General features: G+C 51.3%; 22 protein-coding genes. 16 read left to right on the forward strand and 6 right to left on the reverse strand.

Annotated features, from left to right (window positions below):
• Nucleotides 1-1269, forward strand: coding sequence for an inorganic phosphate transporter (locus tag Q8O77_RS07475; RefSeq protein ID WP_305552230.1), 1269 nt, complete (start codon nucleotides 1-3; stop codon nucleotides 1267-1269).
• A gap of 83 nt (nucleotides 1270-1352) precedes the next feature.
• Here Q8O77_RS07475 and Q8O77_RS07480 read toward each other — a convergent pair whose 3' ends face one another.
• Entirely contained in the window at nucleotides 1353-3611 is a 2259-nt protein-coding gene (locus Q8O77_RS07480; RefSeq protein ID WP_305552231.1) for a S8 family serine peptidase, read from the reverse strand.
• A 383-nt stretch (nucleotides 3612-3994) separates the two neighbouring features.
• Here Q8O77_RS07480 and Q8O77_RS07485 point away from each other — a divergent pair, with 383 nt between their 5' ends.
• The 8 genes from Q8O77_RS07485 (at nucleotide 3995) to Q8O77_RS07520 (ending at nucleotide 11907) form a co-directional block, all read left to right on the forward strand.
• A complete protein-coding gene (locus Q8O77_RS07485; RefSeq protein ID WP_305552232.1) occupies nucleotides 3995-4903 on the forward strand; it encodes a hydrogen peroxide-inducible genes activator in 909 nt (302 codons plus the stop codon).
• Between the two features lie 74 nt (nucleotides 4904-4977).
• Nucleotides 4978-6003: a tRNA preQ1(34) S-adenosylmethionine ribosyltransferase-isomerase QueA gene (queA, locus tag Q8O77_RS07490; RefSeq protein WP_305552233.1), complete on the forward strand. Its 1026-nt coding sequence runs from the start codon at nucleotides 4978-4980 to the stop codon at nucleotides 6001-6003.
• Nucleotides 6004-6234: 231 nt separating this feature from the next.
• On the forward strand, nucleotides 6235-7377 hold the full coding sequence (gene tgt / locus Q8O77_RS07495) for a tRNA guanosine(34) transglycosylase Tgt (RefSeq protein WP_305552234.1): 1143 nt from the start codon (nucleotides 6235-6237) through the stop codon (nucleotides 7375-7377).
• A gap of 20 nt (nucleotides 7378-7397) precedes the next feature.
• The gene (gene yajC, locus Q8O77_RS07500) at nucleotides 7398-7736 is read left to right on the forward strand and encodes a preprotein translocase subunit YajC (RefSeq protein ID WP_305552235.1); all 339 of its coding nucleotides are present in this window, start codon (nucleotides 7398-7400) and stop codon (nucleotides 7734-7736) included.
• Between the two features lie 21 nt (nucleotides 7737-7757).
• On the forward strand, nucleotides 7758-9611 hold the full coding sequence (gene secD / locus Q8O77_RS07505; protein WP_305552236.1) for a protein translocase subunit SecD: 1854 nt from the start codon (nucleotides 7758-7760) through the stop codon (nucleotides 9609-9611).
• 10 nt (nucleotides 9612-9621) lie between these two features.
• Nucleotides 9622-10569: a protein translocase subunit SecF gene (secF, locus tag Q8O77_RS07510; protein WP_305552237.1), complete on the forward strand. Its 948-nt coding sequence runs from the start codon at nucleotides 9622-9624 to the stop codon at nucleotides 10567-10569.
• 81 nt (nucleotides 10570-10650) lie between these two features.
• Nucleotides 10651-11028: a rhodanese-like domain-containing protein gene (locus Q8O77_RS07515; RefSeq protein ID WP_305552238.1), complete on the forward strand. Its 378-nt coding sequence runs from the start codon at nucleotides 10651-10653 to the stop codon at nucleotides 11026-11028.
• A 12-nt stretch (nucleotides 11029-11040) separates the two neighbouring features.
• Nucleotides 11041-11907 carry a TraB/GumN family protein gene (locus tag Q8O77_RS07520; protein WP_305552239.1) on the forward strand — a complete coding sequence of 289 codons (867 nt, stop codon included), beginning with the start codon at nucleotides 11041-11043 and terminating at the stop codon, nucleotides 11905-11907.
• Between the two features lie 170 nt (nucleotides 11908-12077).
• Here Q8O77_RS07520 and suhB read toward each other — a convergent pair whose 3' ends face one another.
• Entirely contained in the window at nucleotides 12078-12881 is an 804-nt protein-coding gene (gene suhB, locus Q8O77_RS07525; protein ID WP_305552240.1) for an inositol-1-monophosphatase, read from the reverse strand.
• A gap of 261 nt (nucleotides 12882-13142) precedes the next feature.
• Between suhB and Q8O77_RS07530 the strand changes: the two genes are divergently transcribed.
• Together Q8O77_RS07530 and traT are read left to right on the forward strand one after the other, a co-directional pair.
• Nucleotides 13143-13877, forward strand: coding sequence for a complement resistance protein TraT (locus Q8O77_RS07530; RefSeq protein ID WP_305552241.1), 735 nt, complete (start codon nucleotides 13143-13145; stop codon nucleotides 13875-13877).
• Nucleotides 13878-14696 carry a complement resistance protein TraT gene (gene traT / locus Q8O77_RS07535; protein WP_305552242.1) on the forward strand — a complete coding sequence of 273 codons (819 nt, stop codon included), beginning with the start codon at nucleotides 13878-13880 and terminating at the stop codon, nucleotides 14694-14696.
• 22 nt (nucleotides 14697-14718) lie between these two features.
• Here the strand turns inward: traT and Q8O77_RS07540 are convergent, their stop codons facing one another.
• The gene (locus tag Q8O77_RS07540; protein ID WP_305552243.1) at nucleotides 14719-15459 is read right to left on the reverse strand and encodes a ferredoxin--NADP reductase; all 741 of its coding nucleotides are present in this window, start codon (nucleotides 15457-15459) and stop codon (nucleotides 14719-14721) included.
• Nucleotides 15460-15610: 151 nt separating this feature from the next.
• Here Q8O77_RS07540 and Q8O77_RS07545 point away from each other — a divergent pair, with 151 nt between their 5' ends.
• The 3 genes from Q8O77_RS07545 (at nucleotide 15611) to Q8O77_RS07555 (ending at nucleotide 20395) form a co-directional block, all read left to right on the forward strand.
• Complete coding sequence (locus Q8O77_RS07545) at nucleotides 15611-18859, forward strand: winged helix-turn-helix domain-containing protein (protein WP_305552244.1); 3249 nt, start codon at nucleotides 15611-15613, stop codon at nucleotides 18857-18859.
• Nucleotides 18860-18883: 24 nt separating this feature from the next.
• Entirely contained in the window at nucleotides 18884-19258 is a 375-nt protein-coding gene (locus tag Q8O77_RS07550) for a DP-EP family protein (RefSeq protein ID WP_305552245.1), read from the forward strand.
• Nucleotides 19259-19426: 168 nt separating this feature from the next.
• Nucleotides 19427-20395, forward strand: a complete 969-nt coding sequence (locus tag Q8O77_RS07555; RefSeq protein WP_305552246.1) for a sensor domain-containing diguanylate cyclase — start codon at nucleotides 19427-19429, stop codon at nucleotides 20393-20395.
• A 41-nt stretch (nucleotides 20396-20436) separates the two neighbouring features.
• Here Q8O77_RS07555 and Q8O77_RS07560 read toward each other — a convergent pair whose 3' ends face one another.
• Nucleotides 20437-21240: a sulfite exporter TauE/SafE family protein gene (locus Q8O77_RS07560; protein WP_305552247.1), complete on the reverse strand. Its 804-nt coding sequence runs from the start codon at nucleotides 21238-21240 to the stop codon at nucleotides 20437-20439.
• 283 nt (nucleotides 21241-21523) lie between these two features.
• Nucleotides 21524-22867, reverse strand: coding sequence for an amidohydrolase family protein (locus Q8O77_RS07565; RefSeq protein WP_305552248.1), 1344 nt, complete (start codon nucleotides 22865-22867; stop codon nucleotides 21524-21526).
• 201 nt (nucleotides 22868-23068) lie between these two features.
• On the opposite strand from Q8O77_RS07565, the gene Q8O77_RS07570 reads away from it, so the two are divergent.
• Entirely contained in the window at nucleotides 23069-23551 is a 483-nt protein-coding gene (locus Q8O77_RS07570) for a histidine phosphatase family protein (protein WP_305552249.1), read from the forward strand.
• Between the two features lie 128 nt (nucleotides 23552-23679).
• Here the strand turns inward: Q8O77_RS07570 and Q8O77_RS07575 are convergent, their stop codons facing one another.
• Nucleotides 23680-24255: a porin family protein gene (locus Q8O77_RS07575; RefSeq protein ID WP_305552250.1), complete on the reverse strand. Its 576-nt coding sequence runs from the start codon at nucleotides 24253-24255 to the stop codon at nucleotides 23680-23682.
• 103 nt (nucleotides 24256-24358) lie between these two features.
• Here Q8O77_RS07575 and Q8O77_RS07580 point away from each other — a divergent pair, with 103 nt between their 5' ends.
• A complete protein-coding gene (locus Q8O77_RS07580) occupies nucleotides 24359-24763 on the forward strand; it encodes a gamma-glutamylcyclotransferase (protein ID WP_305552251.1) in 405 nt (134 codons plus the stop codon).
• Nucleotides 24764-24775 lie beyond the last annotated feature (12 nt).

Consider the following 24775-nt stretch of genomic DNA (forward strand, 5'->3'; position numbering starts at 1 on the left):
ATGGATATTATTCAATCTTACGGCTTGATTCTGATTGTTATCGCCGCCGTATTCGGTTTTATGATGGCGTATGGTGTGGGTGCTAACGATGTAGCCAATGCTATGGGTACCTCGGTTGGTTCTAAGGCACTAACCATTAAACAAGCCATTTTTATTGCAGCTATTTTTGAATTTGCCGGTGCGTACTTAGCCGGCGGTTCGGTTACCTCTACCATTCGCGGTGGTATTACCGATGCGGCGTTCTTTGTCGATGCTCCGGAGCTGATGGTGTACGGCATGATAGCGGCGTTATTAGCAGCAGCCACCTGGCTGATTGTAGCCTCGTACTTTGGCTGGCCGGTATCGACAACCCATTCTATTGTTGGCGCCATTATTGGTTTTGCTGCTGTCGGCGTGGGTATGGATGCCGTGCATTGGGAGAAAGTTGGCGGTATTGTCGGCAGTTGGATAGTGACACCGATGCTGGCCGGGGTGCTGGCTTATATGTTCTTTATGAGTGCGCAAAAGCTAATTTTTGACACTGATGCGCCGCTGGCCAATGCAAAAAAGTACGTACCGTTTTATATGGCGTTTGCTGCCTTTATGATGGCGCTGGTTACTGTGCAAAAAGGCCTGGTACATGTTGGTTTGGATATCAGCACCGCAACCGGCTATTACATTGCGTTAGCTATAGCCTTGGTGGTTGGCGCAATCGGCAAAGTGGTGATCAGTAAGTTGAAGTTTGACCCTGCCGCCGATAAGAAAATGCAGTTTAACAATGTTGAACGTATTTTCGGTGTGTTAATGATTACTACCGCCTGTTGTATGGCGTTTGCCCATGGTTCAAACGATGTGGCCAATGCTATCGGACCTTTGGCTGCGGTAGTCAGTGTTGTAACCAGCGGTGGTGAAATTGCCAGCAAGGCTGCACTGGCGTGGTGGATACTGCCGTTAGGCGGTATTGGTATCGTTATCGGTTTGGCGACCTTAGGTGCACGGGTTATTAAAACCGTAGGTACGGCCATTACGCATTTAACACCAAGCCGTGGTTTTGCTGCTGAGTTATCGGCGGCGTCTACCGTGGTTATCGCCTCTGGTGCCGGCTTGCCTATCTCTACCACGCAAACCCTGGTGGGTGCGGTATTGGGTGTTGGTTTAGCCCGCGGTATTGCCGCGCTTAATTTGGGCGTGGTGCGTAATATCTTTATCTCGTGGATTATTACCTTACCTGTAGGTGCAGGCCTGGCGATAATATTTTTCTTTATTCTCAAGGCTATTTTCAGCATCTGAGCGTGCTATATCATTAACAGCCAAAAAAAAGCCCTCTTAATGAGGGCTTTTTTATCACTTGCGTTAGTAGTTTGTAATACGGCTTACGGTTGGTATTCGCTTACCAGGGTTAAACCGCTTACTGCACGGAAGGCATACACAGACAGATGCCAAACGCCGGCTTGCGGGTTGTTAATAACACAGGTTTCGCTGTTGCCGTTTTTATTCGGCCGGCAATCGTAGCTACCGCTGGTAGGCTGGCTGCCATGTTTAATGTATAAATCGGCATCACCACGGCCACCGCTGATCTCAACGGTTAACTGTGCCATACCTTCAGGCACTTCCAGCGTATAGTGCTGCCAGGCACGGCGGGCGATATTGATATCGGTAATGGTTTCACCACCGGCATCCGGTAAATCCGGGGCGGTAAAGCTACCGGTCAGGTTCACGTCAGCAAAGTCGGTATAGCCGATTAACTTCACATAGTAAGTACCGGCTTGCACCGGGTCGATAGCGCAGCTTTCATCATTACCCGCTTCATACGGCCGGCAATCCCAGTCAGATGCGCTGGGCTCACTGCCAAACTTAACGTACATATCCGCATCACCGCTGCCGCCATTCATCACAAATGACAGGTTGCCGGCACCGGCCGGCACGGCCAGGCTGTACAGCAGTTCTTCACCACCGGTACCGGTAATGCCGGACACGGTTTCAGCGTTGGTCAGTTCAGTTGCGGTTGGCGGCGGTGGTGGCTCAGTATCATCGCCATCGCAGCCAAACTCGGCCAGATAGTCCACAGCCGCTTTGGTTTGCACCAAGCCATGGCCGTACGACGTATCGCGACCCGGCGCGCCCAAATCTTCTGCCGTTGCAGCTAAGGCACTGCGGATTTGCGCATTAGTACAAGCCGGGTAGTGGCTCCATACTAAAGCCGCGACAGCGGCAACATGAGGTGACGCCATAGAGGTACCGCTCATCAGGCCGTAGTTTGCGGCACCGGCAAATAAGCTGGCATCGCTACCCAGTTGCGTCAGCAACAGTTGGCCATCTTCCTGTGACAGGCTTACCGCAGCTATGGTGGTAGTGGGGGCGTCACCTAAAGTACCGCTGAAATTACCCGGTTCATTGTTATAAATAATGGCGCCAATGCCACCACCGGCTTCGCACGATGCCACTTTTTGGCCAAAAGCCACTTCGCCGCGTTCAATTAAACAAATTTTATCGGCTACATCAGTACAGGTTTCCAGGCCTAAACCACAACCGGCCAGCTCAGCTGTTAAATCGGCGGTGCCGGAGCCCTCCATCGGGTTTACGCTGTACGCTGTCGCGTTTACCGTTAAGGTGGCATCCAGTGCCGTGCCGGTAGGATAAGTTGAGCGCACATCTACGCCCGGGCCCGCCAGTTCTACCTGCGCATTACGCTGCGAGAAGTCGGCATGGGTTTTGGTGTCGTCTACTGCGGCAATAGAAACCACCGAATCATAAGACGCCGGGTAAGACAGTGCCGTATTACCGTCATTACCGGCAGCAGCTATCAGTAGTACGCCGGCATCATAGGCCGCTTGCATCGCATTGCTTTCAGTGATATTAGAACCTGCACCGCCTAAACTCATATTAATTACCGTAGAGCCGTTTTGCACACAGGTATCAACCGCTTGTGCCAGCGTAGAGGAGTAGCCCCAGCCATCGTCATTAAATACTTTTACAATATGCAGTTTTACGTTGCCGTTTGGCAGCACACCGACAACACCGACATCGTTATTCAATGCGGCGATAGTGCCGGCTACGTGGGTGCCGTGCGGGCCGCCGGCGTCAAACCAGTTACCGGTGCCGATGTCATTGGTACCGCTGATATTGGCGTCGTTAAAATCTTCGTGCGGTAAACCCAGGCCCGAGTCGATAACACAGACGGTTTGGTTAGAGGCAAACTCATCGCTGACCTGGTCGGCCTGCACCATAGTGTAGCCGTAAGGCACTTGTTGCATCATCGGGAAACGCGGCAAATCACGCTCAACATATTCCACATTAGGATCAGCTTTCAGTGCTTTAACCGTGGCAGGGCTAAGCTCTGCGGCAATAGCATTACGTTTGGCCAGCACATGGTGAATACGCGCGCCCTGACGGCTTAAGCGCTCACTGCTGTTTGCCAGTGCCGACAAGCTGGCATCTTTCGCCACTTTGCTGCGACTTAGCAGTGGGTCTTTATTCAGGTTACTGTCTTTATATTTAACGATGTAGCGCTGGCTGCCGGCTTGCTCTGCCGCTAAGCGCACAGCGTCTGCCGGCGCGGCCATGGCGCTGCTGACAGCAGCGGCTAAAATGCTGACACCAGCCAGCAATAATTTGTTATGTGTTCCGGACATGTTCACCCTCCAGGTGATTGTTATAGTTTTCAGATGGCATACCCGATACAACGCGGACCGCAAAACTCGCAAGCGGGAGGTCATTCAATTATGTGAAATGTACACAGCTGCACCCGCAAGTGCGGTAAGAGGGACGCAGATAAGCGGGCTTAATACAATTCAGTTATTACGCTATAACAAAAGAAATTTTTATTCAAACTTCAATTTACACAAATGCGTAGTTTAAGAGCTAACTAATTGAAATTGTATTTACTATTTATTATCAGTTGTAATTTTGGTGACAATTTGACACGCAGTGCCTGCCGCTTGCATCGCTATGCTTTCCGGCGTAGAGTTTAAGCACTTATATTGGCTGTTCAGTCTTTTTTTAATCGGAATTAGTAATGAAGCGTTTGCCCAGTATTAAACAACTACAGTATTTGCTGGCGCTGCACGAGCACCAGCATTTTGGCCGTGCCGCCGATGCCTGTTATATCGGCCAGTCTACGCTGAGTGCCGCCATTGCTAATTTAGAAGAAACCATGCAAACGCAGTTGCTGGAGCGCGATCATAAGACTTTTATCTTTACCGCACTGGGCGAAGATGTGGTGCGCCAGGCACGATACATTATTGAGCAATGTGAAGAACTGACCGAGTTTGCCAAATGCCAGGGTAAACCAATGACCGGCCCCTTTCGCTTAGGCTGCATTCCTACTATTGCGCCCTTTGTACTGTCTGAGGTGATGGCGCTGTGTCGTGAACGTTACCCCGATTTACAGCTGTTATTGCGCGAAGATACCTCAGACAATTCCCTGCATGGCCTGGCCGAAGGCCGGCTGGATATGGTGTTGTTGGCGTTGCCGTACGAAACCGGCGCCTTTCATACCGAAGTGCTGGCGCAGGATGCGTTTAAACTGGTGCTGCATAAAGACTGGCAAGACAGGGGCTTTAATAAAGACATCAGCCAGTGGCCGGACGAAAGCATCTTTTTACTGGAACGTGAGCATTGCTTAACTAACCATGCGGTAAAGGCTTGTGAGTTGGAAGACAGCCGCAAGGTTAACCCGTTTTTTGCCACCAGCCTGCATACTCTAACGCAGATGGTAAACAATAAACTGGGCGTGACTTTTATGCCGCAAATGGCTATTAACAGCGGCGTGCTGGACGGCACCGGCCTGATGGCGCAGTCGCCGGGCAGTGCCGCGGCGTACCGTGATATCGGTGTGGCGTGGCGGCCCACTTCAACCAAGGCACGCAGCTACCGGCTGATGGCCGATTTGATCACCGAAGTGTTGCAACAAAAATGCCGCTAAGGCAGTTGTTCTGCTAAAATGCCGGCTGTTTTTTTACAGCCGTGCCCTCTGGTCGGTAAAGCCAAGGAATTCAAATGCAAGTTAAAGACTTCTCATTCGAGCTGCCCGAGCAGCTTATTGCCCGTTTTCCAAAAGCCGAGCGTTCATCCAGCCGTTTACTGGCAATGGATAAACATAGTGGCGAGTTACAACACCATATCTTTAAAGACTTAGCTGACTTTTTACAGTCGGGCGACTTACTGATATTTAACAATACCAAGGTAATACCGGCGCGGTTATTCGGCCAAAAGGCCTCTGGCGGCAAAGTAGAAGTACTGGTAGAGCGCATGCTGGATGACAAGCGCTTTTTGGCGCATGTGCGCGCCAGTAAAGCGCCTAAGCCAGGCACGGTATTAGTGCTGGAAAACAGCGCCGAAGTGCGGATGAACCAGCGCCACGACGAATTGTTCGAGCTCGAAGTGCTCAGCGATGAGCCGGTGCTGGCGATGCTGGAGCGGCTGGGCCATATGCCGTTGCCGCCTTATATTGACCGGCCGGATAACGAAGAAGATAAAGCGCGCTATCAAACGGTGTATAACGAAAAGCCGGGCGCCGTGGCCGCGCCTACCGCCGGCTTACATTTTGACCAGCCGCTGCTGGATAAATTACGTAGCAAAGGCGTTGAATTTGCTTATGTTACGCTTCACGTTGGCGCCGGTACTTTTCAACCGGTGCGGGTGGATAACGTGTTAGAGCATAAGATGCACGCCGAGTATATCGAGGTGCCGCAGCAGGTTGTGGACGCCGTTGCTGCATGTAAAGCGCGCGGTAACCGCGTGGTAGCGGTGGGCACTACGTCGGTACGTTCGCTGGAATCGGCGGCGCAGCAAGGCGGCGGTAACCTGGTGGCTTATAACGGTGATACGCAGATTTTTATCTATCCTGGCTACGAATTTAAGGTGATTGATGCACTGATCACTAACTTTCATTTGCCAGAATCTACGCTGATTATGCTGGTATCGGCATTCAGTAGCCGTGAAAATGTAATGAATGCTTATAAAACGGCGATTGCTGAGCAATACCGCTTTTACTCTTACGGCGATGCGATGTTTATTCGTTAAAGTTGTGTTTGGATTAGGCCTACAGCAGGGAAATTCTTATTTCGCCGCCTTCGACAGCACGTCCCTGTGCTGTCTCAGCCTCCGCGGCATCCCTGCCGCTGCTGCATAAGAACACCCTGCTGCAGCTTCAATAGTTCGCCACGCTTTGTTCAGCTTAGCTTCTGTCACTTAAGCTGCTATAATCGGCGGCGCAAAAAAGCCGGACTGTTTTTCCGGCGTATGAGGATAGTAATGAAATTTGAATTAGATACCACAGATGGCAAGGCCCGCCGTGGCCGGCTGATTTTTGAGCGTGGCGTAGTAGAAACGCCGGCGTTTATGCCGGTTGGCACCTACGGCACGGTAAAAGGCATGACACCGGAAGAGCTGGACGCTACCGGCGCACAAATTTGCCTTGGCAACACTTTTCACTTAATGCTGCGCCCGGGCACAGAGATCATCAAAAAGCACGGTGATTTGCACGACTTTATGCATTGGCATAAGCCTATTCTGACCGACTCCGGCGGTTTTCAGGTATTCAGCCTCGGCGAGCTGCGTAAAATTACCGAGGAAGGCGTTAAATTCCGCTCACCGTTAAACGGTGAACGCATTATGTTAACGCCGGAACGCTCGATGGAAGTGCAGCGCGATCTGGGCTCGGATATCGTGATGATTTTCGACGAATGTACGCCGTACCCGGCCACGGAGCAGGAAGCGAAAAAATCGATGGAGATGTCTCTGCGCTGGGCTAAACGCAGTAAAGAGGCGCACGGCGATAACCCTGCAGCATTGTTTGGTATTATTCAGGGCGGCATGTACCCGAACCTGCGTGATGTGTCGCTTAATGGTTTGGAAGATATTGGCTTTGACGGTTATGCCATTGGTGGTTTGTCGGTAGGCGAGCCCAAAGAGGACATGATCCGCATTTTAAACCACACCACCGGTAAAATGCCAGCCCATAAACCGCGCTATTTAATGGGCGTGGGCAAGCCGGAAGATATCGTCGAAGCGGTGCGCCGTGGCATTGATATGTTTGATTGTGTGATGCCAACCCGCAATGCGCGTAATGGTCATTTGTTTGTCAGCACAGGTGTGGTAAAAATCCGCAACGCCAAATACAAAGACGATATTGGCCCGTTAGACGCAGAATGCGACTGTTACACTTGTAAAAATTATTCCCGTGCATATCTACACCATTTGGACCGTTGTAATGAAATTCAGGGTGCCAGATTAAATACCATGCACAATTTGCATCACTATCAGAAATTGATGCAAGGATTGCGCGCGGCTATTGCCGCTGGTAACCTGGAGCAGTTTGTCGAACAATTTTATGCTAAACGTGGCCTGCCGGTACCGGTATTGGACGCGGTTGATACCAATACAGAACAACATTAATCACAATTAAGGGGACACAAATGAGTTTATTTATCAGCAACGCCTATGCCGACGTAGCCAGCCAGCCAGCCCAGGGCGGCGGTTGGGATTTAATTATTATGCTGGTGGCCTTTGGTCTGATTTTCTATTTCCTGATCTACCGCCCGCAAGCCAAACGTGTAAAAGAGCACCGCAACCTGATGTCAGCGCTGGGTAAAGGCGATGAAGTATTAACCCAGGGTGGCCTGGTGGGCCGCATCAGCAAAATTGCTGACGACAAAGATTTCGTCGTTATTGCGTTGAATGACAGCACAGAAGTGACCGTGCAAAAAGCAGCGATCAGTGCTGTATTGCCAAAGGGCACGCTGAAATCTCTGTAAGCCGGAAGAAAGGATAAACAGGTGTTAAATCAAAACCCCGTTTGGCGCTACTTTGTAGTGATCGGCATGTTATTGCTGGCACTGGTGTATGCCTTGCCAAACTTATACCCGGAAGATCCGGCGCTGAATATCAGCGCCACCCGCGGCGGTACGGTAGCCGAGCAAACCCGGCTGCAGGTTGAACAAAGCTTCACCGCCGCCGGTATAGCAGCAAAATCAGTGGTGTTAGAAAACGGCCAGCTACTGGCGCGTTTTAACAGCACTGAAGATCAACTGCAGGCGCGTGAAATTGCCAGCCAGCAATTGGGCGCTAACTACATTACCGCGCTGAACCTGGCACCGGCAACGCCGGATTGGCTGGCGGCTATCGGTGCGTCACCGATGAAGCTGGGTTTGGACTTACGCGGCGGTGTGCACTTCCTGATGGCAGTGGACATGAAAGCGGCGCTGGACAAAAATCTGAACGATATGGTGCAAACCTTTCGGGCTGACTTGCGCGAGGACAAAATCCGTTACCGCAGCATTCAGGCTGACCCAGCCAGTGGCCAGGTCCAGGTATTGCTGCGCTCAGCCGACGATGTGGCGGCAACTGAAGCCGCACTGAAAAAACGCGACCGCGAGCTGGTGTTCAGCCAGGGTAGCGATGAGCTGACCCTGCTGGTCAGCATCAGCGAAATTCGCTTAAAAGAAATTCGTGAATACGCGCTGGAGCAAAACATCACCATTATCCGTAACCGGGTAAATGAAATTGGTGTCGCTGAACCCTTAGTACAACGCCAGGGCGCAGACCGTATTGTCGTGCAACTGCCTGGTGTGCAAGATACCGCTACCGCGAAAGAAATCCTCGGTGCTACCGCATCACTGGAGTTTCGTCTGGTGGATGAAGAAGGTGATTTAGCCGCTGCTTTAGAGGGCCGTGTGCCGCTGAATGCTGAGCTGTATTACACCCGTGATGGCCGCCCGGTGCTGCTGGAAAAACGCATTATGTTAACCGGCGAGCACATTACCGGCGCTAACTCGGCGTTTGATGAGTACAGCCGGCCGCAGGTGAGCATTAAGCTGGATGCCAAAGGCGGCAATATGTTATCTGCAGCTACGCGCGATGCTATTGGCCGGCGCATGGCGTCGGTGTTTATTGAATATAAACCCGGCACCGAGCTTGGCCCGGATGGCAATCCTGTGCTGATTAAGCAGCAGGAAGTGATCAACGACGCCACCATTCAGGCGCGTTTAGGCCGGGATTTCCGCATTACCGGTATCGACTCGCCGGGTGAAGCGCAAAATCTGGCTACCTTACTGCGCGCCGGTGCCTTAATTGCACCTATTCAGATTATTGAAGAGCGCACCATAGGCCCAAGCCTGGGTAAAGAAAACATTGAGCTTGGTACCACAGCTATCCTCTGGGGTATGGTGTGTGTGCTGGTCTTTATGGTGATTTACTACAAAGCCTTTGGCTTGGTGGCTAACCTGGCGTTGGTAGCCAACCTGGTGTTAATTGTCGGCGTAATGTCGATGATCCCGGGCGCAACCCTTACCTTACCCGGTATGGCCGGTATCGTCTTAACGGTAGGTATGGCGGTTGATGCCAACGTACTGATTTTCGAGCGCATCCGCGAGGAATTAGCCGACGGGCGTTCTGTGCAGCAAGCCATCCACCATGGCTACGACCGTGCTTTTGCCACTATTGCCGACTCTAACATCACTACCTTGTTAGTGGCGTTAATCCTGTTTGGTATTGGTACCGGGCCGGTAAAAGGCTTCGCGGTAACCCTGGCCATTGGTATTTTAACGTCAATATTCACCGCCGTTGTCGGTACCCGTTTATTGGTTAATTTGTTCTGGGGTGGCCGCCGCGTGCAGTCACTGCCAATATAAGGGGTATGCAATGAGAATATTTTCCTTTAGCCAGCCGCTGAATTTTATGCGGTTAAAATGGCCGGCGATAGCGCTGTCGACTTTATTAATCCTCGGCTCGCTGTTGTCCTTTGCCACCAAAGGTATTAACTGGGGGCTGGATTTTACCGGCGGTACCGTAATTGAAGTGGGTTTTGCCCAGCCGGCCAACTTACCGGCGGTACGGCAAACGTTGACAGCTGCCGGCTATGGTGATGCGGTAGTGCAGTTGTTCGGCACCAGCCGCGATGTATTAATCCGTATTCCGCTGCGCACCGACGTTGATCAATCAGCACTGGGTGACAGTGTAATAAAAGCACTTAACGCGGCAGAAACCGAGCCGGTCACCATGCGGCGTATTGAGTTCGTTGGCCCAAGCGTGGGTGAAGAGTTAAAAGAAGACGGCGGCCTGGCGATGCTGGTAGCGCTGATCGGTATTTTGCTTTACGTTACCATGCGCTTTGAGTGGCGTTTATCTGTTGGTGCTGTAACGGCATTGTTCCATGATGTTACCTTAACCATGGGCTTGTTCTCGGTACTGCAGTTAGAGTTTGATCTAACTGTGCTGGCAGCCATTTTGGCGCTGATAGGTTACTCGATTAACGACACCATAGTGGTATTTGACCGTATTCGCGAGAGCTTCCGTAAGCTGCGCGATACCAGCGTGGATGACACCATTAATGATGCTATTACCTCCACTTTGAACCGTACAGTGATCACCTCATTGACCACAGTGCTGGTGTTAGTGGTGCTGTTTTATATGGGCGGGGCGTTAATTCATGGTTTTGCTACGGCCTTGCTGTTTGGTATCGCCATCGGTACTTACTCTTCTATCTATGTCGCCAGTGCGATAGCAGAAATTCTCGGTATCAGCCGCGAAGATATGCTGCCGCCACCGCCGGTAGAAAAAGAAGGCGAAAATACCGACGCCTTGCTGTAATTACGTTGCTAAAGATGTTAAAAATGCCGGTCAGTGACCGGCATTTTTGTTTTTCGCACCGGCAAAATAAGGATCAACAGCATGAGTAAACACCACGCACCGGGTTTTATTGCCCTGGTAGAGCAGGCCAAAGCGCAAATTAAAGAAATCGGTATTACTGAGTTGCTCGAGCATAATCAGCCTTATGTGCTGCTGGATATCCGCGAGGATCATGAATGGGCCGCCGGCCATTTACCCGAGGCGATGCACCTGGGTAAAGGTATTATTGAGCGCGATATTGAGCAAACCGTAGCGGATAAAAAGCAGAAAATTGTCTTGTACTGCGGCGGCGGTTATCGTTCGGCCTTGTCGGCGCAAACGCTGCAGCTTATGGGTTATCAAAATGTGTTTAGTTTAGCTGGCGGCTATCGTGAGTGGTGTGAACGTAAGCTGCCGGTAGAGATCCCGCCTGCAAAATAACAGGAGTAATAAATGGTTAAGTTAATCAGGCTGTGCTGTGCTACGGCACTGTTTTGCAGCGCAGCGTTGCAGGCTGACACTTCAGTGTGGCAAGTCAGTAAAGGTGCACAGCAGTTATATATCGCCGGTACCGTGCATTTATTGCCACCAGAGCAGTTTCCGTTACCGGCGGAATTTGCCGCAGCTTACCGGCAAGCCGATACCCTGGTGTTTGAAACCGATGTGCGCGAGTTAGAAACCGCGCAAGGTATGCAACTGCTGATGCAACAGGCGATGTACAAAGATGGCCGCAAGCTCAGTGGTGTATTATCGGCAACAACCTATCAGCAGTTACAGCAGTATGCCAGCACTCAGGGCGTTGATTTGGCGCCGCTAAACGGTTTTAAGCCGGATTTTGTGCTGCTGACCTTAATGCAGGTTGCGTTGCAAAAAGCCGGTATGGCCGGAGAGGGCGTGGATATGTATTTCCTCAAACAAGCGCTGGCGGATAACAAGCCGTTGCTGTTTCTGGAAACCGTAGAGCAGCAACTAAGCATGCTGCTGAATATATCCGCCAATAATGAAGATGCTTTTGTGCAGCAAAATTTGCAGCAGTTATCTGAGCTTGAAGCTGAACTGACTAAAATTATTGCCGCCTGGCGCAGTGGCGACACCGACACTATGGCAGAGCTGGCAATGGCCTTTACCGATACACCGGAAGGTAAGCAGTTTTACGAAGCGTTGCTGGTGCAGCGCAATAAAAACTGGCTGCCGCAAATACAGCAGATGCTGGCCACGCCTGAAGTGGAGCTGGTATTAGTCGGGGCTTTGCATCTGGCGGGGGAGAGTAATGTGCTGCAATTGCTGCGGGAGCAAGGCTACAGTATTACGCAACTGTAGCTCTATAGTCCGGAACCCCGATGCGCAGCCGGCGAGCGGGGCCATTGCCAGGTTACAACACCCGCTGTGCTCGCCAACAGCAACTCACAAGCCATCCCTGGCTTGTTCAGACACTCTGTGGCTGTGCATCGGGGTTCTAACCTGTGCTGTCGCGGTGTGTTGTACCTGACTTAACGAGACAATGTTTCTGTCAGGTGCGGGCGAATACCTTTGAGCATGCCGGCCAGTACTTTCGGGCTGGCGGCAACAATGTTGCCACTGCGCAGTTGGTTATTGCCGCCGACAAAATCACACACCAGGCCACCGGCCTCGCGCACAATTAACTCGCCTGCAGCGATATCCCACGGCTTTAAGCCAATTTCAAAGAAACCGTCAAACCGGCCGGCAGCCACATAGGCTAAATCCAGTGCGGCAGAGCCGGTGCGGCGAATGTCCGCAGCGTCGGCCAGTAAAGACGCTAACATGGCGCTGTGTGCCGGTAAGTGAGTTTTGTTTTTAAACGGAAAACCGGTAGCCAGAATAGTGCCCTGCATATCAGGCAGGTTGGTTACACGAATACGGGTACCGTTTAACTGGGCGCCACGGCCACGGGATGCCGTAAATAGCTCGCCGCGCAGTGGATCAAAGATCACTGCCTGGTCTAATTTACCCTGATGTTTTAACGCGATAGACACCGCAAAGTGCGGAATGCCTTTTATAAAGTTGGTAGTGCCGTCCAGTGGGTCAATGATCCATTGAAACTCACTGTCGCTGTTGCCGTAATCACCATGCTCTTCACCGACAATACCGTGGGTCGGGAACGATTTTTGTAACACCTGAACAATGGCTTGTTCAGCTTCTCTGTCGACATTGGTAACAAAGTCGTTGGTGCCTTTTTGTACTTTCTGAACCATATCTAACTGGCCACAGGCACGAGCGATCACGTTACCGGCGCTGCGGGCAGCGCGAACCGCGATGTTTAACATCGGATGCATAGCAATTACCTTATTTTGAAAAGAGCTGTGTAAATTTCGGTCAAAAGAGCGGCGGACATTGTAACGGCTGGCACGTAAAAGTAAAGGTAAAACCATCGGCGCCGCGTAATTTCATCTGTTTATGTTTGCTTACAAAGCCGTATTCTGCTGTTGTAAGTTTTAGTATAAACTCCGGTTAATTATTCAGATATGATTCAGCCCCGCGCGCCTAAATTTGGAGCAGCGCAAAGCGAAGTGATATCAGCACAGAGGATACCCAAGATGAAAACCCTGTTAATCAGCTCAGTGGCCGTTGTCAGCTTAGTGTTGGGCGGTTGCGGTGCATTGCACACCGCTGTGGCCAAACGTAATTTAGATGTGCAAACCAAAATGAGCAGCTCTATTTTCCTCGACCCGGTAGAACCGGAGCAGCGCACGGTATTTGTTGATATCCGCAATACCTCCGATAAACCGGAGTTTGATTTAAAACCTCAGGTAATCCAAAGCCTGCAAGCGCGCGGCTACCAGGTTATAGACAGCCCGTCACGGGCTAATTATTGGCTGCAAGCCAACGTATTACAGGTAGGCCGCAGCAATGCGCGCGCTACCAGCGGTGCGCTGGCAGCGGGCCCTGGCATGGCAGGCGGTGCGGTATCAGGTTATGCCATTCACCGCGCTACCGGCGGTAGCTCCGGTGGTGGTGCAGCTATTGGTGCAGTAGTTGGCGGTGCGGTAGCCGGTACCGTCATTGATGCGATGGTAGAAGATGTGTACTACAGCGTAATTACCGATATTCAGATTATGGAGCGCTTTGACGGCACAGTGCGCGAAAGCTCTGAGCATCAGTTGATCCAGGGCGATAGCGGCAGTACTACCTCCAGTTATCAGCGCCAGAGCGATATGCGCAAATATCAAACCCGGGTGGTTAGCTTTGCCAACCAGGCCAATTTAAAATGGCCGGAAGCCGAGCCGGAACTGACCCAAGGTATGGTGCGGGCGCTGGCCGGTTTATTCTAAATGCGTATAGCTTTCCTGCTACTGGCGGTATGGCTGCTGTCGGCTTGCACTGCAGTGCATACCTCGGTGGCAAAACGCAACCTGGATGTACAAACGCGGATGAGCCAAACGGTGTATCTGGATCCGGTCGAGCCGGAGCAGCGCACCATTTTTCTCGATATCCGCCAAACCGCTGCAGAGTACCAATTACCATTGGGCGACGATGTGCGCAACTTTATGCTGTCACGCGGCTACCAACTGGTAGCTTCGCCTATTAACGCGCAATACTGGTTGCAGGTGAATGTACGCACCGTATTAAAAGAGCGGCCGGACAAAGTACTGGCCGATGAATACGGTATGACTGCCGAAGAAGTACAGCAACTGCTGGACCCCGGCATGGCACCACCGCCACCGCCGGAAACACCGCAGCAGCGCAATCAGCGTTATAACCGCAATGCAGCAGTGTTTGTTGATACCTCTGTTGGTACCAATATCGACGGTAAAGACATCGCCCGCGCTTTAGTGGTACTGGCCGCCTTTGCCGGCGCTGAATATATCGGTAACCAGCTGGTGCAGGATAAGTACTACACCATGCTAACCGATATTCAGATTGCCGAGCGTATTTCGCCGGATTCAGAACAAAAAGTGCAGGAATACAGCGAGCATCAGCTGTTACAAGGCGACAGTGGAGCCTTTGAGCAGTTATGGCAGCGCGATACCGATATGCGCAAGTATCAGGTAAAAGTGGTTAGCTTTGCCAATAAAGCTAACCTAAGCTGGCAAGACGCCGAACAACCGCTGCATCAGGGCCTGCTACGCTCGCTGGCGGGTATTTTTTAGCGCGGGGTTTACCCTGCGCAGGCTACCAATACTGCTCTACGGTAATATTGCCGGGCTCACGGCGCAGGTTTTTCTTTAAGCCCATACTTTCCAGCATCGCTTTGCTATCTTTAATCATCTCCGGGTTACCGCACAGCATTACCTGTGAACGGTTGGTAAGTGACTGCTTACATATCGCTTGCAGCTCGCCGCTTTGGATCAGCAGCGGCAGGCGTTTGTGCGGGGCACCGGCCATTGGCTCGCGGGTTACTATCGGCTGGTAGTGCAGTTGGCCCGGGTATTGATGCTGGTATTGCTGAATAAGCTCGCGATAGGCCAAATCGGCGATAGTGCGCACGCTGTGTACCAGCACTATATGGTTAAAACGTTGCCACAGGTTATGTGTGCCCAGCATAGCTAAATAAGGCCCGATGCCGGTGCCGCTGGACATCAGCCACAGGTTGTCGCCGTCTGGTACTTCATCCAATACAAAAAAGCCGGAAGCCGGTTGGCTTATTTCCAGCGTATCGCCCATTTTCAACTGTTGCAGCAGCGGTGACAGTTTACCGCCGGCTACAGTGCTGACTAAAAACTCCTGCTCTGCACTGCCCGGGCTGTTTACCAACGAATAGGCGCGCTGCAAGCGGCCATCCGGGGTATCCAACGCCAGCCGGACAAATTGCCCGGCAGTAAAGTCAAAGGCGGGTGTTTGCAGTTTAATGCTGAACAAATTGGCATGCCAGTGCCGGTTTTCAGTTACTGTGCCGCTAAGCCATTGCGCCATAATTAGTTTCCTTAGTCCTGCTTTGGCTAAAGTCTGGCAAAGTTGCCGCGTTATTCAAGCCATATTGTTGCAGTTGTTAATATTAAAAGGGGCTAAACTAATGTGCTACAGCATGTTATGTTGTGTAGCAAAGCAATAATTACAAGTAGCTATGAGCGACACTTTCTTCTTTGCTGACTGGCAGGTAGACCCTGCCGCCAACAGCCTGCGCCGCGGCAAACAGCTTATTCAGCTCGAACCCAAGGCCATGGATGTGCTGCTATTGCTGTGTCGCCATGGCGGTGAGGTGCTTAGCAGCGATGATATAGTGCGTCACTGCTGGCCGGATACCGATACCGGCGACAACCCGTTGCACAAAACCATTACCCAATTACGCAAGGCACTGGGCGACAGCGCCACCAACCCGGTTTACATTGAAACCATCCGTAAGCGCGGTTACCGCACTCTGGCCGAAGTTCGCTTTCCGCTGGGGCAGCAGCAAAGCGTGCAGGCACAAAGCTGGCAGCAAGGCTCGCCGTTTCCGGGCCTGCAGGCGTACGACGCGCGTTACGCCAGTGTGTTTTTTGGTCGTGGTATCCAAATAAACACCTTGCTTAGCCGTATCGCGCAACAAATTAAATATGGCCGTGATTGTTGTTTGTTGCTCGGCCCCAGCGGCAGCGGTAAATCCTCGTTAATTAACGCCGGCGTGATGCCCAACCTGATGCAGCAGGGCGGTTATAACGGCATTCAGGTATTGTCATACAGCAGTCTGGATTTGGCCGATGTGGCACCCGGCCAATTGCTTACCGATTTAGCCGGCGCCATGCTGGACTGGGAGCTGGATGATGCACCGGTATTTGCCGGTGACAGTGCGCAAAGCCTTGCGGCACTGTTGGCAATGGATCCGCAGCAGGTAATGCAGCGCTGCCTGCAGCAATTGCCGAAAAACGCGCAGCTAAAGCAGCGTTTCGCCTTGTTTGTCGACCGTTTAGAGGTGCTGTTATCATCACCGTTATTCAGCTCAGAACAGCGCACACACTTTACCCTGCTGCTGGAGCAACTGGCCACCAGCGGCGCCGTGCTGGTGCTCAGTGCCTGTCGCAATGAATTTTATCCGCTGCTGGTTGATTACCCCAGCCTGATTGCCGGCAAAGCCAAAGGCGCGCATTTTGATTTGGCCGCACCAGGCCGCAGCGATTTGCTGCAAATGATCCGCTTACCGGCGCTGGCCGCAGGGCTGGGTTTTGATACCGACCCGGATACCGCTATGCCGCTGGATGAAATGCTCTGCAGTGAAGCCGCCAGTAACCCCGATGCGCTGCCAATGTTGCAATACACACTGCAACAGCTGTATTTACAGCGCAGCAAAGATAACAAACTCTTGCTGTCGGTTTATAAAGCCCTCGGCGGCATTGAAGGTGCTATAGGTAAAAATGCCGAGCAGGCCATTAAAGGCTTAAGCAAAGCCGAGCAAGACAGCCTGCCGCGGGTGTTATCAATGCTGGTCACCCTGCGCGAGGATGAAAAAAGCATTACCAGCCGCAGCGGCCGCGTGCAGCAGTTGCAAACCGACGCCGAGCGCACCCTGGTGCAAACCATGGTAGAGCAGCGCTTGTTTGTGTCGCACCTGCAAAATGGCGAGCCGTGTTTCAGCATCGCGCACGAAGCCCTACTGCGGCGCTGGCCGCGCGCTACCGCCTGGATTAGCGAACACCATGACAGCTTAAGCGTAAAAAGCCGGCTACAGCATTTAACCCAGCGCTGGCTGGCCGAACAGCAAAACAGTGCCTACTTGCTGGCAGACGGTAAACCGCTGCAGGAAGCGCAAACCTTGCTGGGTAACAGCTTGTTTTCGCTCGAAGCCGACGAGCGGCGTTTTATTCAGGTGTCTGCCAATAAAGCGGGGCTTAAACGCTGGACGTGGCGCGCCACCATCGCCATGCTGTGCCTGCTTAGTTTTACCGCTGTAACTATGAGTATTAAAAGCTTTAACGCCGAACAGCAGGCGCAGCAAAAGCGGCTGGCAGCAGAAAATCTGCTTGGTTTTATGGTGGGCGAGTTTGCCGACAAGCTGCGCAGCATAGGCCGGATGGATTTACTCGACGGTATCAGCAATAAAGCGCTGGAGTATTTCAGTGATTTTTCATCCGCCAATGATCACTTAAGTGCAGAGGCGCGGTTAAAGCACGGCCAAACCCTGGAAGCTATGGGCGAAGTAGCTTATTCCCGCGGCAAAATGGACGAAGCCACGGCAGCCTTGCAAGCCGCCAGAACCAAGCTGCTATCGGTATTGGCCGAACAGCCGGACAATCTGGAACTGTTAAAAACCCTCGGCGCTAACGCCTTTTGGCTGGGGCAAATCCACTACGACGCCAGCAACTGGCAGGCGGTGCAGCCCGAGTTTGAGCTGTATTACCACTACAGCGAGCGCATGTATCAGATAGCACCGGACGATTTAGACGCCATTATGGAGCTATCTTACGCCACCAATTCATTAGGCTCGCTGGCAATGAAGCTGCAGCAGTTTGATTTAGCGCGGAAGAATTTTGAAGAGTCGCTGCAGTTACGACTACTGGTGCAATCAAAGCAACCCGAAAACAAACAGCTGCTTGCTGACATTGCTAATACCCGCTCCTGGCTGGCAAGTGCATCGTTAGCTGAGGGAAAAGTGCATTTAGCAATAGAGATTCATCAGAGATTACAGGCTGATCTGGTAGATACTACTATAAAGCCTGAACCTTATTTACTTGATATTTTGTCAAGCAGCTATCAAAAACTTGCGGATCTGCTTATTTACCAGGGAAAAATAAATGAAGCTCAAACTGTTTCTAATCTAGGGGAGCAAGCTTTATCACAAGCAATAGAGCAAGACCCAGAAAATAGTAGGTGGCTGAGAAACAAAAGTTTTATTGATTATCAGAAGTTTAATATCAACCCCGGTTCAACTGCAGAGCAGATTGAGCATGACCTTAGTTTATTGACTGAGGCATTAAATAAGCAAAAAAATGTGCTGTCAAACACCAATATAAAAGATATGCAGGCAAGGCTGTGGCTATCGACTGCAATACAACTACAAGAGATTGATCATTTGGCGCTTAGTAAAAAATATGCCGATTTAGCTTATGCTTCTCTCAAAGCACTTACCGAACGACATAGGCAGAATTACAATTACAGTCTCGCTCTGGCCGACACTCAGCTACTACAAGCCAAAGTTTTATTGGCAACCGATAAGCGCGGTATGGCGGTAAATCTTTGTAATCAGGTTAAAGATAATTTATCTGTGATCACCGAGAAAAATAAAGAACCACGGTTCATCATTACCTTTGCAAAGGCGCTGAATTGCTTAGGGGAGTTACAAAACTATCCTGACATTCTTGCTATGTTGCAACAAAATAACATAGCAAATTTTAAATTTTAACCCACAACTATAAGGAAATACGTTATGCCTTTAACTCAAGCTGCCAGCTTAATTCAGGTTATTGTCAATCTGGAAAATGGTGAACCGGTATTTAGTTATCAAACTACCGGGGGCCAGCCGTTGCCCAACGGTGATGTTACCGTAACGGAAGCCGGTACCATTACTTATCAACTGGTAGACAATACCGGTAAAGGCCTGCGTTTTATCGGCGTCGGTTTTGTAACGCCGTTTGACGGCATTATCGATGCTATTACCGTCAGCAGCGATGGCCAATTAGTGCAAATGCTGGATATGGACCGCAGTGCCGGCACTACTAAATTTCAGTTTGTTCTAACCAACAGTACCAATACTTTGATGGTCCTAAGCCCGGATCCAGAAGTTAAAAATGATCCTGAATAGTGCTTTAATCAGTATTTGCTGATTCTGTTCTTTTGTTCTGACAAGCCCCGAAAGGGGCTTTTTAGTCTTTTAAAATCAAGCAATTAAATCAGAAGGTTGTCGGAAGGTTATGGCAATTAGTAAAGGCTAAAGTTGGCAGCAGTTAAGCCACTTGAGCGAGATAATCTGATGAGCACATCGCAACGCAAAACCAACCTGCAACCGCTGGCATTGAATGACGACAGCTTATGGTCTGACGATAGCGATATCTCCAGCGGCATCGACCTCGGTGGTTTTATTCAGTATCTGGCCGAGGCGGTGCTGATTGTCAGCCCGGATGGTGTAATTGAATGCGCCAATGCCAAGGCGGCCTTGTTGCTGAACTGTGTTGGCCAACCGCTGATTGGCCGTAAGTGGCCGGAATTTTTAGTTAGCCGCTGCCAGCAGCAGTACGAAGGCTTGGTAAAAATGGTAGCCAAACGCATACTGTCGTTGCAGGCCGGGCCGACAGAAATGGCGCTGCGCTGTGCCGATAACGCGGTAAAGGATATTGAGCTGTCGGTATCGTTTTTACCGGACCCGGAACCGCGGCTGGTGCTGGTAATGCGTGACCTTACGCACTACAAAGCCGAATGCGAGCAGCTGCGGCTGCAGGCCTCTACCGACGTGTTAACCGGGCTGGCGAACCGGCGCGGTTTTGATGAACAGCTGCAACAGCAGTGGCAACAATGCACAGACAACCGCCGGCCGCTTAGCGTGGTAATTATTGATATCGACTTTTTTAAACAGTTTAACGACCGCTATGGCCATATTCAGGGTGATGCCTGCCTGCGTAAGGTAGCCGGTGCCATAGTGCAGGCGATGCCGGTAGACGGCAAAATGGCCGCGCGCTACGGTGGTGAAGAATTTGCGCTTATTTTACCCAATCACAATGAAATTAACGCGCTGCAGGTGGCCCGCGATGTACAGCAGGCGGTGCGGCAGTTACAGTTTACCGATGCCGGTTTACCTGCTTCGCTTAGTGTTTCGGTAAGCCAGGGCGTGGCAACAGAGATTAACGGCCAGTACCGCACCAGCATGGCGCTGTTATGCGCGGCCGATACCGCGCTGTACCGCGCCAAGTCTGACGGCCGCGACTGCATTAATACCAGCAGCTGAGGCGCCTGCAGATTGCATCGGGCCGTGTTGGCTGCGGGGTTTCAGCTTGCCAGTAATGACGCCAGCATCTTCAGGCTAAGTAATAGCAGCAAAATGCCAAACAGCCGTTTTAAGGTGGTAACCGGCAGCTTGTGTGCCAGTTTGGCACCAAGCGGCGCACAGATAAAACTGGCCACCGACATCAGCAGCACTGCGGGCAGATATACCAGGCCGACAATAAATGGCAGGTCGGCGCTGCTTTGGTTATTTAGCAGATAACCGGCGGTACCTGCTACTGAAATAGGTAACCCGACAGCAGCAGAGGTGCCAATGGCTTTTTTAATGTCGATACTGCGCCAGCTAAGGTAAGGCACGGTAAGCGAACCGCCGCCGATAGACACCAGTGCCGAGATGGCGCCAATACCGGCACCGGCCGCTGCCAGCTCGGCCTTACCGGCCTGTTTGCCGCCGGCGGTAGGGGTTTTAGCCCGCAGCATGGTAAAGGCAACATAGCCCATAAACAGCGCAAAAAAGCCTGCCAGATACAGCGAGCTGATACGTGCCGCCAGAAAAGTTGCGGCAAAGGTGCCCACTATAACGCCGGGTGCCATCGCTTTAACAATCGGCCATAGCACGCCCGAGCGGGCGTGGTGGGCACGCATGCTCGACAGTGACGTCATCACAATGGTTGCCATAGAGGTGCCAAGTGCCAGATGTACCACGGCATCGGCGGCTATACCCTGCGCCAGGAAAATGCTGGTAAGCAGCGGCACCATAATGCCGCCCCCGCCAATTCCCAGCAGGCCTGCCATCACCCCGGCAAAACTACCCAATGCTAAAAAAGCCAGTATCCACTCTATTGCCATCTTTGCTCTCCGGCTGAAACTGGCAGCAACATAACCTGTATTAATCTTGCAGGCAAAAAATTCTCAACCGGTGCAGCCTTGCTATAGCCCCAATTGCGGCAATTATTATTTCTTAGTCATAAATTTGCTTTATCGTCGCAAAAGCAGGCTAACGGCCGGTATCTTACCAAGTCTGACGGCCGCGACTGCACCAATGCCGGTAGTTAATTAACAATGCCCGGCTTAGCCGGGCATATTTTACCTCGCTGAAGGCTGAAGGCTGAAGGCTGAATGCTGAAGGGTGTTAGAGGGTGTTTTTGTAAATCTTGCCGTCCTTGATAATTAACTTCAGGCTTTGCTCCGGTGTCGCCAGCAAGTTAATATTGGCCAGCGGATCGCCGTCTACCAGCAGTAAATCGGCCAGTGCTCCTTGCTCTACTACGCCCAGCTTACCTTTATAAGGGCTGCGCGGGCCGGATAAGGCCAATAGTTGCGCATTAACACTGGTGGCCATTGTCAGTACTTCGGCCGGTGTGTACCAACGCGTCATTTTCGCCAGCTGAGCGCCCTGGCGGGTAGTAAGTTTGGCGTCGAACAGGGAGTCGGTGCCCCAGGCTGTTTTCAGTTTGTATTTTTTCGCCAGCGCGATAGCGTTTTCGGTGCCTTTGGTCATTTGCAGTTGTTTTATGCGGTTTTCCGAGCCGGCCGGGAAAGGGTTGGCATCTTCATCATCTAAAAACGGTTGAATGCTAAGCCAGGTGCCGGTTTTGGCCATCAGTTTGGCTGTGGCTTCATCGATTAATTGGCCGTGATCTATCACTTTAACACCGGCTTTAATGGCCGTTTGTATTGCCCGCGGCGTATAGGCATGTACGGTTACGTAGGTGCCCCAGTTTTCTGCGGCATCAACCGCCGCTTTAAATTCGGCCTCAGTGTATTGGGCCACATCCAACGGATCATAATTGGATGACACCCCGCCACCGGCGGCCAGTTTTATTTGCGATGCACCCAGCATCAACTGCTCACGCACCCGTTTTAATACTTCATCGGCGCCGTCGGCTATGGCCGCACCGCCAATAATTTCCGAGTAGTGCAGGTGGTCAGACGCTGCGCGCGGCAGTTCGTTTAACTGGCGGTAGTCGCCATGGCCACTGGTTTGAGAGATCATTGCACCGGAGGGCCAGATACGCGGCCCGGTAATTAAGCCTTCGTCTATACCGCGCTTAATACTAAACACCGGCCCGGCCAGGTCCCGTACACTGGTAAAGCCGCGCAGCAGCGCATTTTTGGCCTCGCGGGCAGCCACCAGGTTAACGTAACCTTCGGGCCCGTTTAATGCCACATGCAGCGGTGTTGCTGTCATCATCATATGAAAATGCGCATCTATCAGCCCGGGCATTAAGGTACGGCCACCGGCATCAATAACGCTGGTGCCGGCTTCTGCGGTAATGGTTTCTGTACTGATTTGTGCAATAAGGTTGCCGCTAAGCAGCACATTAGAGGGCGCAGACAGTTTATTGCTTTTACCATCGAAAATACGCACATCGCGGATCAGGATATTGTCTGGTGTGGTTTGTTGTGCTGCAGCGGCAAACATACTGCTGCTGAGTAATATAAGCTGGACGATTTTTTTGCTTAGCGGCTGCATGCAAGCCCTCCCGGTTTGGCTAAATTTATGCGTGACAGTGCAGACAGCAACAGTGCCGGCAGCTGTCACATATTGCAGTGTAGACGGCAAAATCGGCCGTGCCGCTATGGCATGGTATTTTTTGCAGGTTTTTTATTCGGTTGAGCTATAAAGCGGAGTGTCATAAATTTGCCTTACAGCCATGCTATAACTGCGCCCGCTATGGATAAATACTTATATTTTTTACGTCACGCCACCGCAGAAATCATCCGGCCTAATCAGCTGGATATAGACCGTTGCCTGGTGGAAAAAGGCCGGCTGCAGGCGCGCCGCGTGGCGGCTTTTATGCAGCGCCACGCTATTACGCCAACAGCGGTATTCAGCAGCCCCTATCCGCGCGCTATGCAAACCGCCGCTATAGTGGCTAAAGAAGCAGGGCTTGGTGCGGTACAGGAATTACCCTGGTTGGCATTAGGCAGCGACAGCCAGGCGGCGCTGGCACAGTTACAGCAATTGCTGGTGGATTTGCCGCAACACAGCTTGCTGGTAGGGCACGAGCCGGACTTCTCCGCATTAATCAGCCGGTTGCTTGGCAGTGAAACCGGCCTGCTTAATGTGCGCAAAGCGTCGCTAAGCTGCGTTGGTTACTGTAGCGACACTAAGCAGGCGGAACTGCAATGGTCGGTTCCTGCGCGTTTTATGTAAGCGGCAGCTGCTGTGTTGAATCCAGCTTAGCTGCAAAAAGCCGGCGTGAAGTAACCCCGGAGTGGTGATTTTTGCTCAGTAAAAAGCCGAAGTAATTTAAGTTACTCCGGCTTTTTTTACGCTGAGGTTTAGAAGTAGTAATTAACGCCAACAGACAGGTTGTTTGATTCCAGTTTAAATGAATATGAGCCGTCCCGAAGTGTTTCATCCGGTAACATTACATATTCCAGATTGACGGCAAAGTTATTAGCAAAGCGGAATTCTGCACCTATACCCAGTGCTAAGCCGCTTAGTGAGTCAGTTTCGGAAAAAGAGTAAGACGGGCCGCTTTCTTTGTATTCAAACTCAGTTTTACTGTAACCAGCCAGCGCGAATACGGAAAACTCGTCAGACAGCTGGTAGCTGGCTTTGGCTATCAGCATGGTTTGCAGATCTACACCAAATGATTCTTTGTAACCATCTTCGGTATATGACTTATCGTTAATACCGGTACCAAGGCGGGCTTCAACGGCAATGTAGTTGTTGAATTTGTAACCCGCCAGAGCTGTCAGGCTGCCAAAATCAACTGAGGCCGATAAACCACTTTCTTTTTCTTCTAATGTGGTTTTATTGTACTGGCCACCAACGTAAAAGTTTTGTACGTCAGCTTGAGCTGCAAAGGTGCCACATAAGGCTACTGCTACCAGCATTTTTTTAAACGACATAAAACATCCTATTTTATTTAATTAACTGCAAAATGCGGCTGATTTATAACTGAAACTATTTTGTTGGTAAAGTGTTTTTACTAAGTATCAATAAAGGCTTTTTATGCAGCATTATCTATTTGTTTACGGCACCCTGCGGCAGAACGCCAACCACCCCATGCACCAATTACTGGCACAACATAGCTGTTTTGTTGCTATGGCAAGTTATCAGGCCAGGCTTTATCAGGTAGATTATTATCCTGGTGCAGTGCCATCCAATAATGCGGCCGAACAGGTAGTAGGAGAGCTGTATCAGCTGACACAGCCGGATCTGCTGCTAAGCGCGCTGGATAAGTACGAAGAATGCGGCCCGGGTTTTGCGCCGCTGCAGGAGTATCGGCGTGAACTGCAAAGCGTAATACCGGAGAATGGCGACAGTGTTGTCGCCTGGGTGTATGTGTATAACCGGGACACTGATGGGCTTACACAGCTATTATCAGGGGATTTTCTTAATACAGGTATTACATAAACAAGTAAAAAA

It is taken from the genome of Rheinheimera sp. (assembly GCF_030690345.1).
Lineage (GTDB): Bacteria > Pseudomonadota > Gammaproteobacteria > Enterobacterales > Alteromonadaceae > Alishewanella.

Coding starts and splice junctions, on each gene's coding strand:
- Q8O77_RS07475 (WP_305552230.1), top strand. CDS start 1: ATGGATATTATTCAATCTTACGGCTTGATTCTGATTGTTATCGCCGCC.
- Q8O77_RS07480 (WP_305552231.1), bottom strand. CDS start 3,611: ATGTCCGGAACACATAACAAATTATTGCTGGCTGGTGTCAGCATTTTA.
- Q8O77_RS07485 (WP_305552232.1), top strand. CDS start 3,995: ATGAAGCGTTTGCCCAGTATTAAACAACTACAGTATTTGCTGGCGCTG.
- queA (WP_305552233.1), top strand. CDS start 4,978: ATGCAAGTTAAAGACTTCTCATTCGAGCTGCCCGAGCAGCTTATTGCC.
- tgt (WP_305552234.1), top strand. CDS start 6,235: ATGAAATTTGAATTAGATACCACAGATGGCAAGGCCCGCCGTGGCCGG.
- yajC (WP_305552235.1), top strand. CDS start 7,398: ATGAGTTTATTTATCAGCAACGCCTATGCCGACGTAGCCAGCCAGCCA.
- secF (WP_305552237.1), top strand. CDS start 9,622: ATGAGAATATTTTCCTTTAGCCAGCCGCTGAATTTTATGCGGTTAAAA.
- Q8O77_RS07515 (WP_305552238.1), top strand. CDS start 10,651: ATGAGTAAACACCACGCACCGGGTTTTATTGCCCTGGTAGAGCAGGCC.
- Q8O77_RS07520 (WP_305552239.1), top strand. CDS start 11,041: ATGGTTAAGTTAATCAGGCTGTGCTGTGCTACGGCACTGTTTTGCAGC.
- suhB (WP_305552240.1), bottom strand. CDS start 12,881: ATGCATCCGATGTTAAACATCGCGGTTCGCGCTGCCCGCAGCGCCGGT.
- Q8O77_RS07530 (WP_305552241.1), top strand. CDS start 13,143: ATGAAAACCCTGTTAATCAGCTCAGTGGCCGTTGTCAGCTTAGTGTTG.
- traT (WP_305552242.1), top strand. CDS start 13,878: ATGCGTATAGCTTTCCTGCTACTGGCGGTATGGCTGCTGTCGGCTTGC.
- Q8O77_RS07540 (WP_305552243.1), bottom strand. CDS start 15,459: ATGGCGCAATGGCTTAGCGGCACAGTAACTGAAAACCGGCACTGGCAT.
- Q8O77_RS07545 (WP_305552244.1), top strand. CDS start 15,611: ATGAGCGACACTTTCTTCTTTGCTGACTGGCAGGTAGACCCTGCCGCC.
- Q8O77_RS07550 (WP_305552245.1), top strand. CDS start 18,884: ATGCCTTTAACTCAAGCTGCCAGCTTAATTCAGGTTATTGTCAATCTG.
- Q8O77_RS07555 (WP_305552246.1), top strand. CDS start 19,427: ATGAGCACATCGCAACGCAAAACCAACCTGCAACCGCTGGCATTGAAT.
- Q8O77_RS07560 (WP_305552247.1), bottom strand. CDS start 21,240: ATGGCAATAGAGTGGATACTGGCTTTTTTAGCATTGGGTAGTTTTGCC.
- Q8O77_RS07565 (WP_305552248.1), bottom strand. CDS start 22,867: ATGCAGCCGCTAAGCAAAAAAATCGTCCAGCTTATATTACTCAGCAGC.
- Q8O77_RS07570 (WP_305552249.1), top strand. CDS start 23,069: ATGGATAAATACTTATATTTTTTACGTCACGCCACCGCAGAAATCATC.
- Q8O77_RS07575 (WP_305552250.1), bottom strand. CDS start 24,255: ATGTCGTTTAAAAAAATGCTGGTAGCAGTAGCCTTATGTGGCACCTTT.
- Q8O77_RS07580 (WP_305552251.1), top strand. CDS start 24,359: ATGCAGCATTATCTATTTGTTTACGGCACCCTGCGGCAGAACGCCAAC.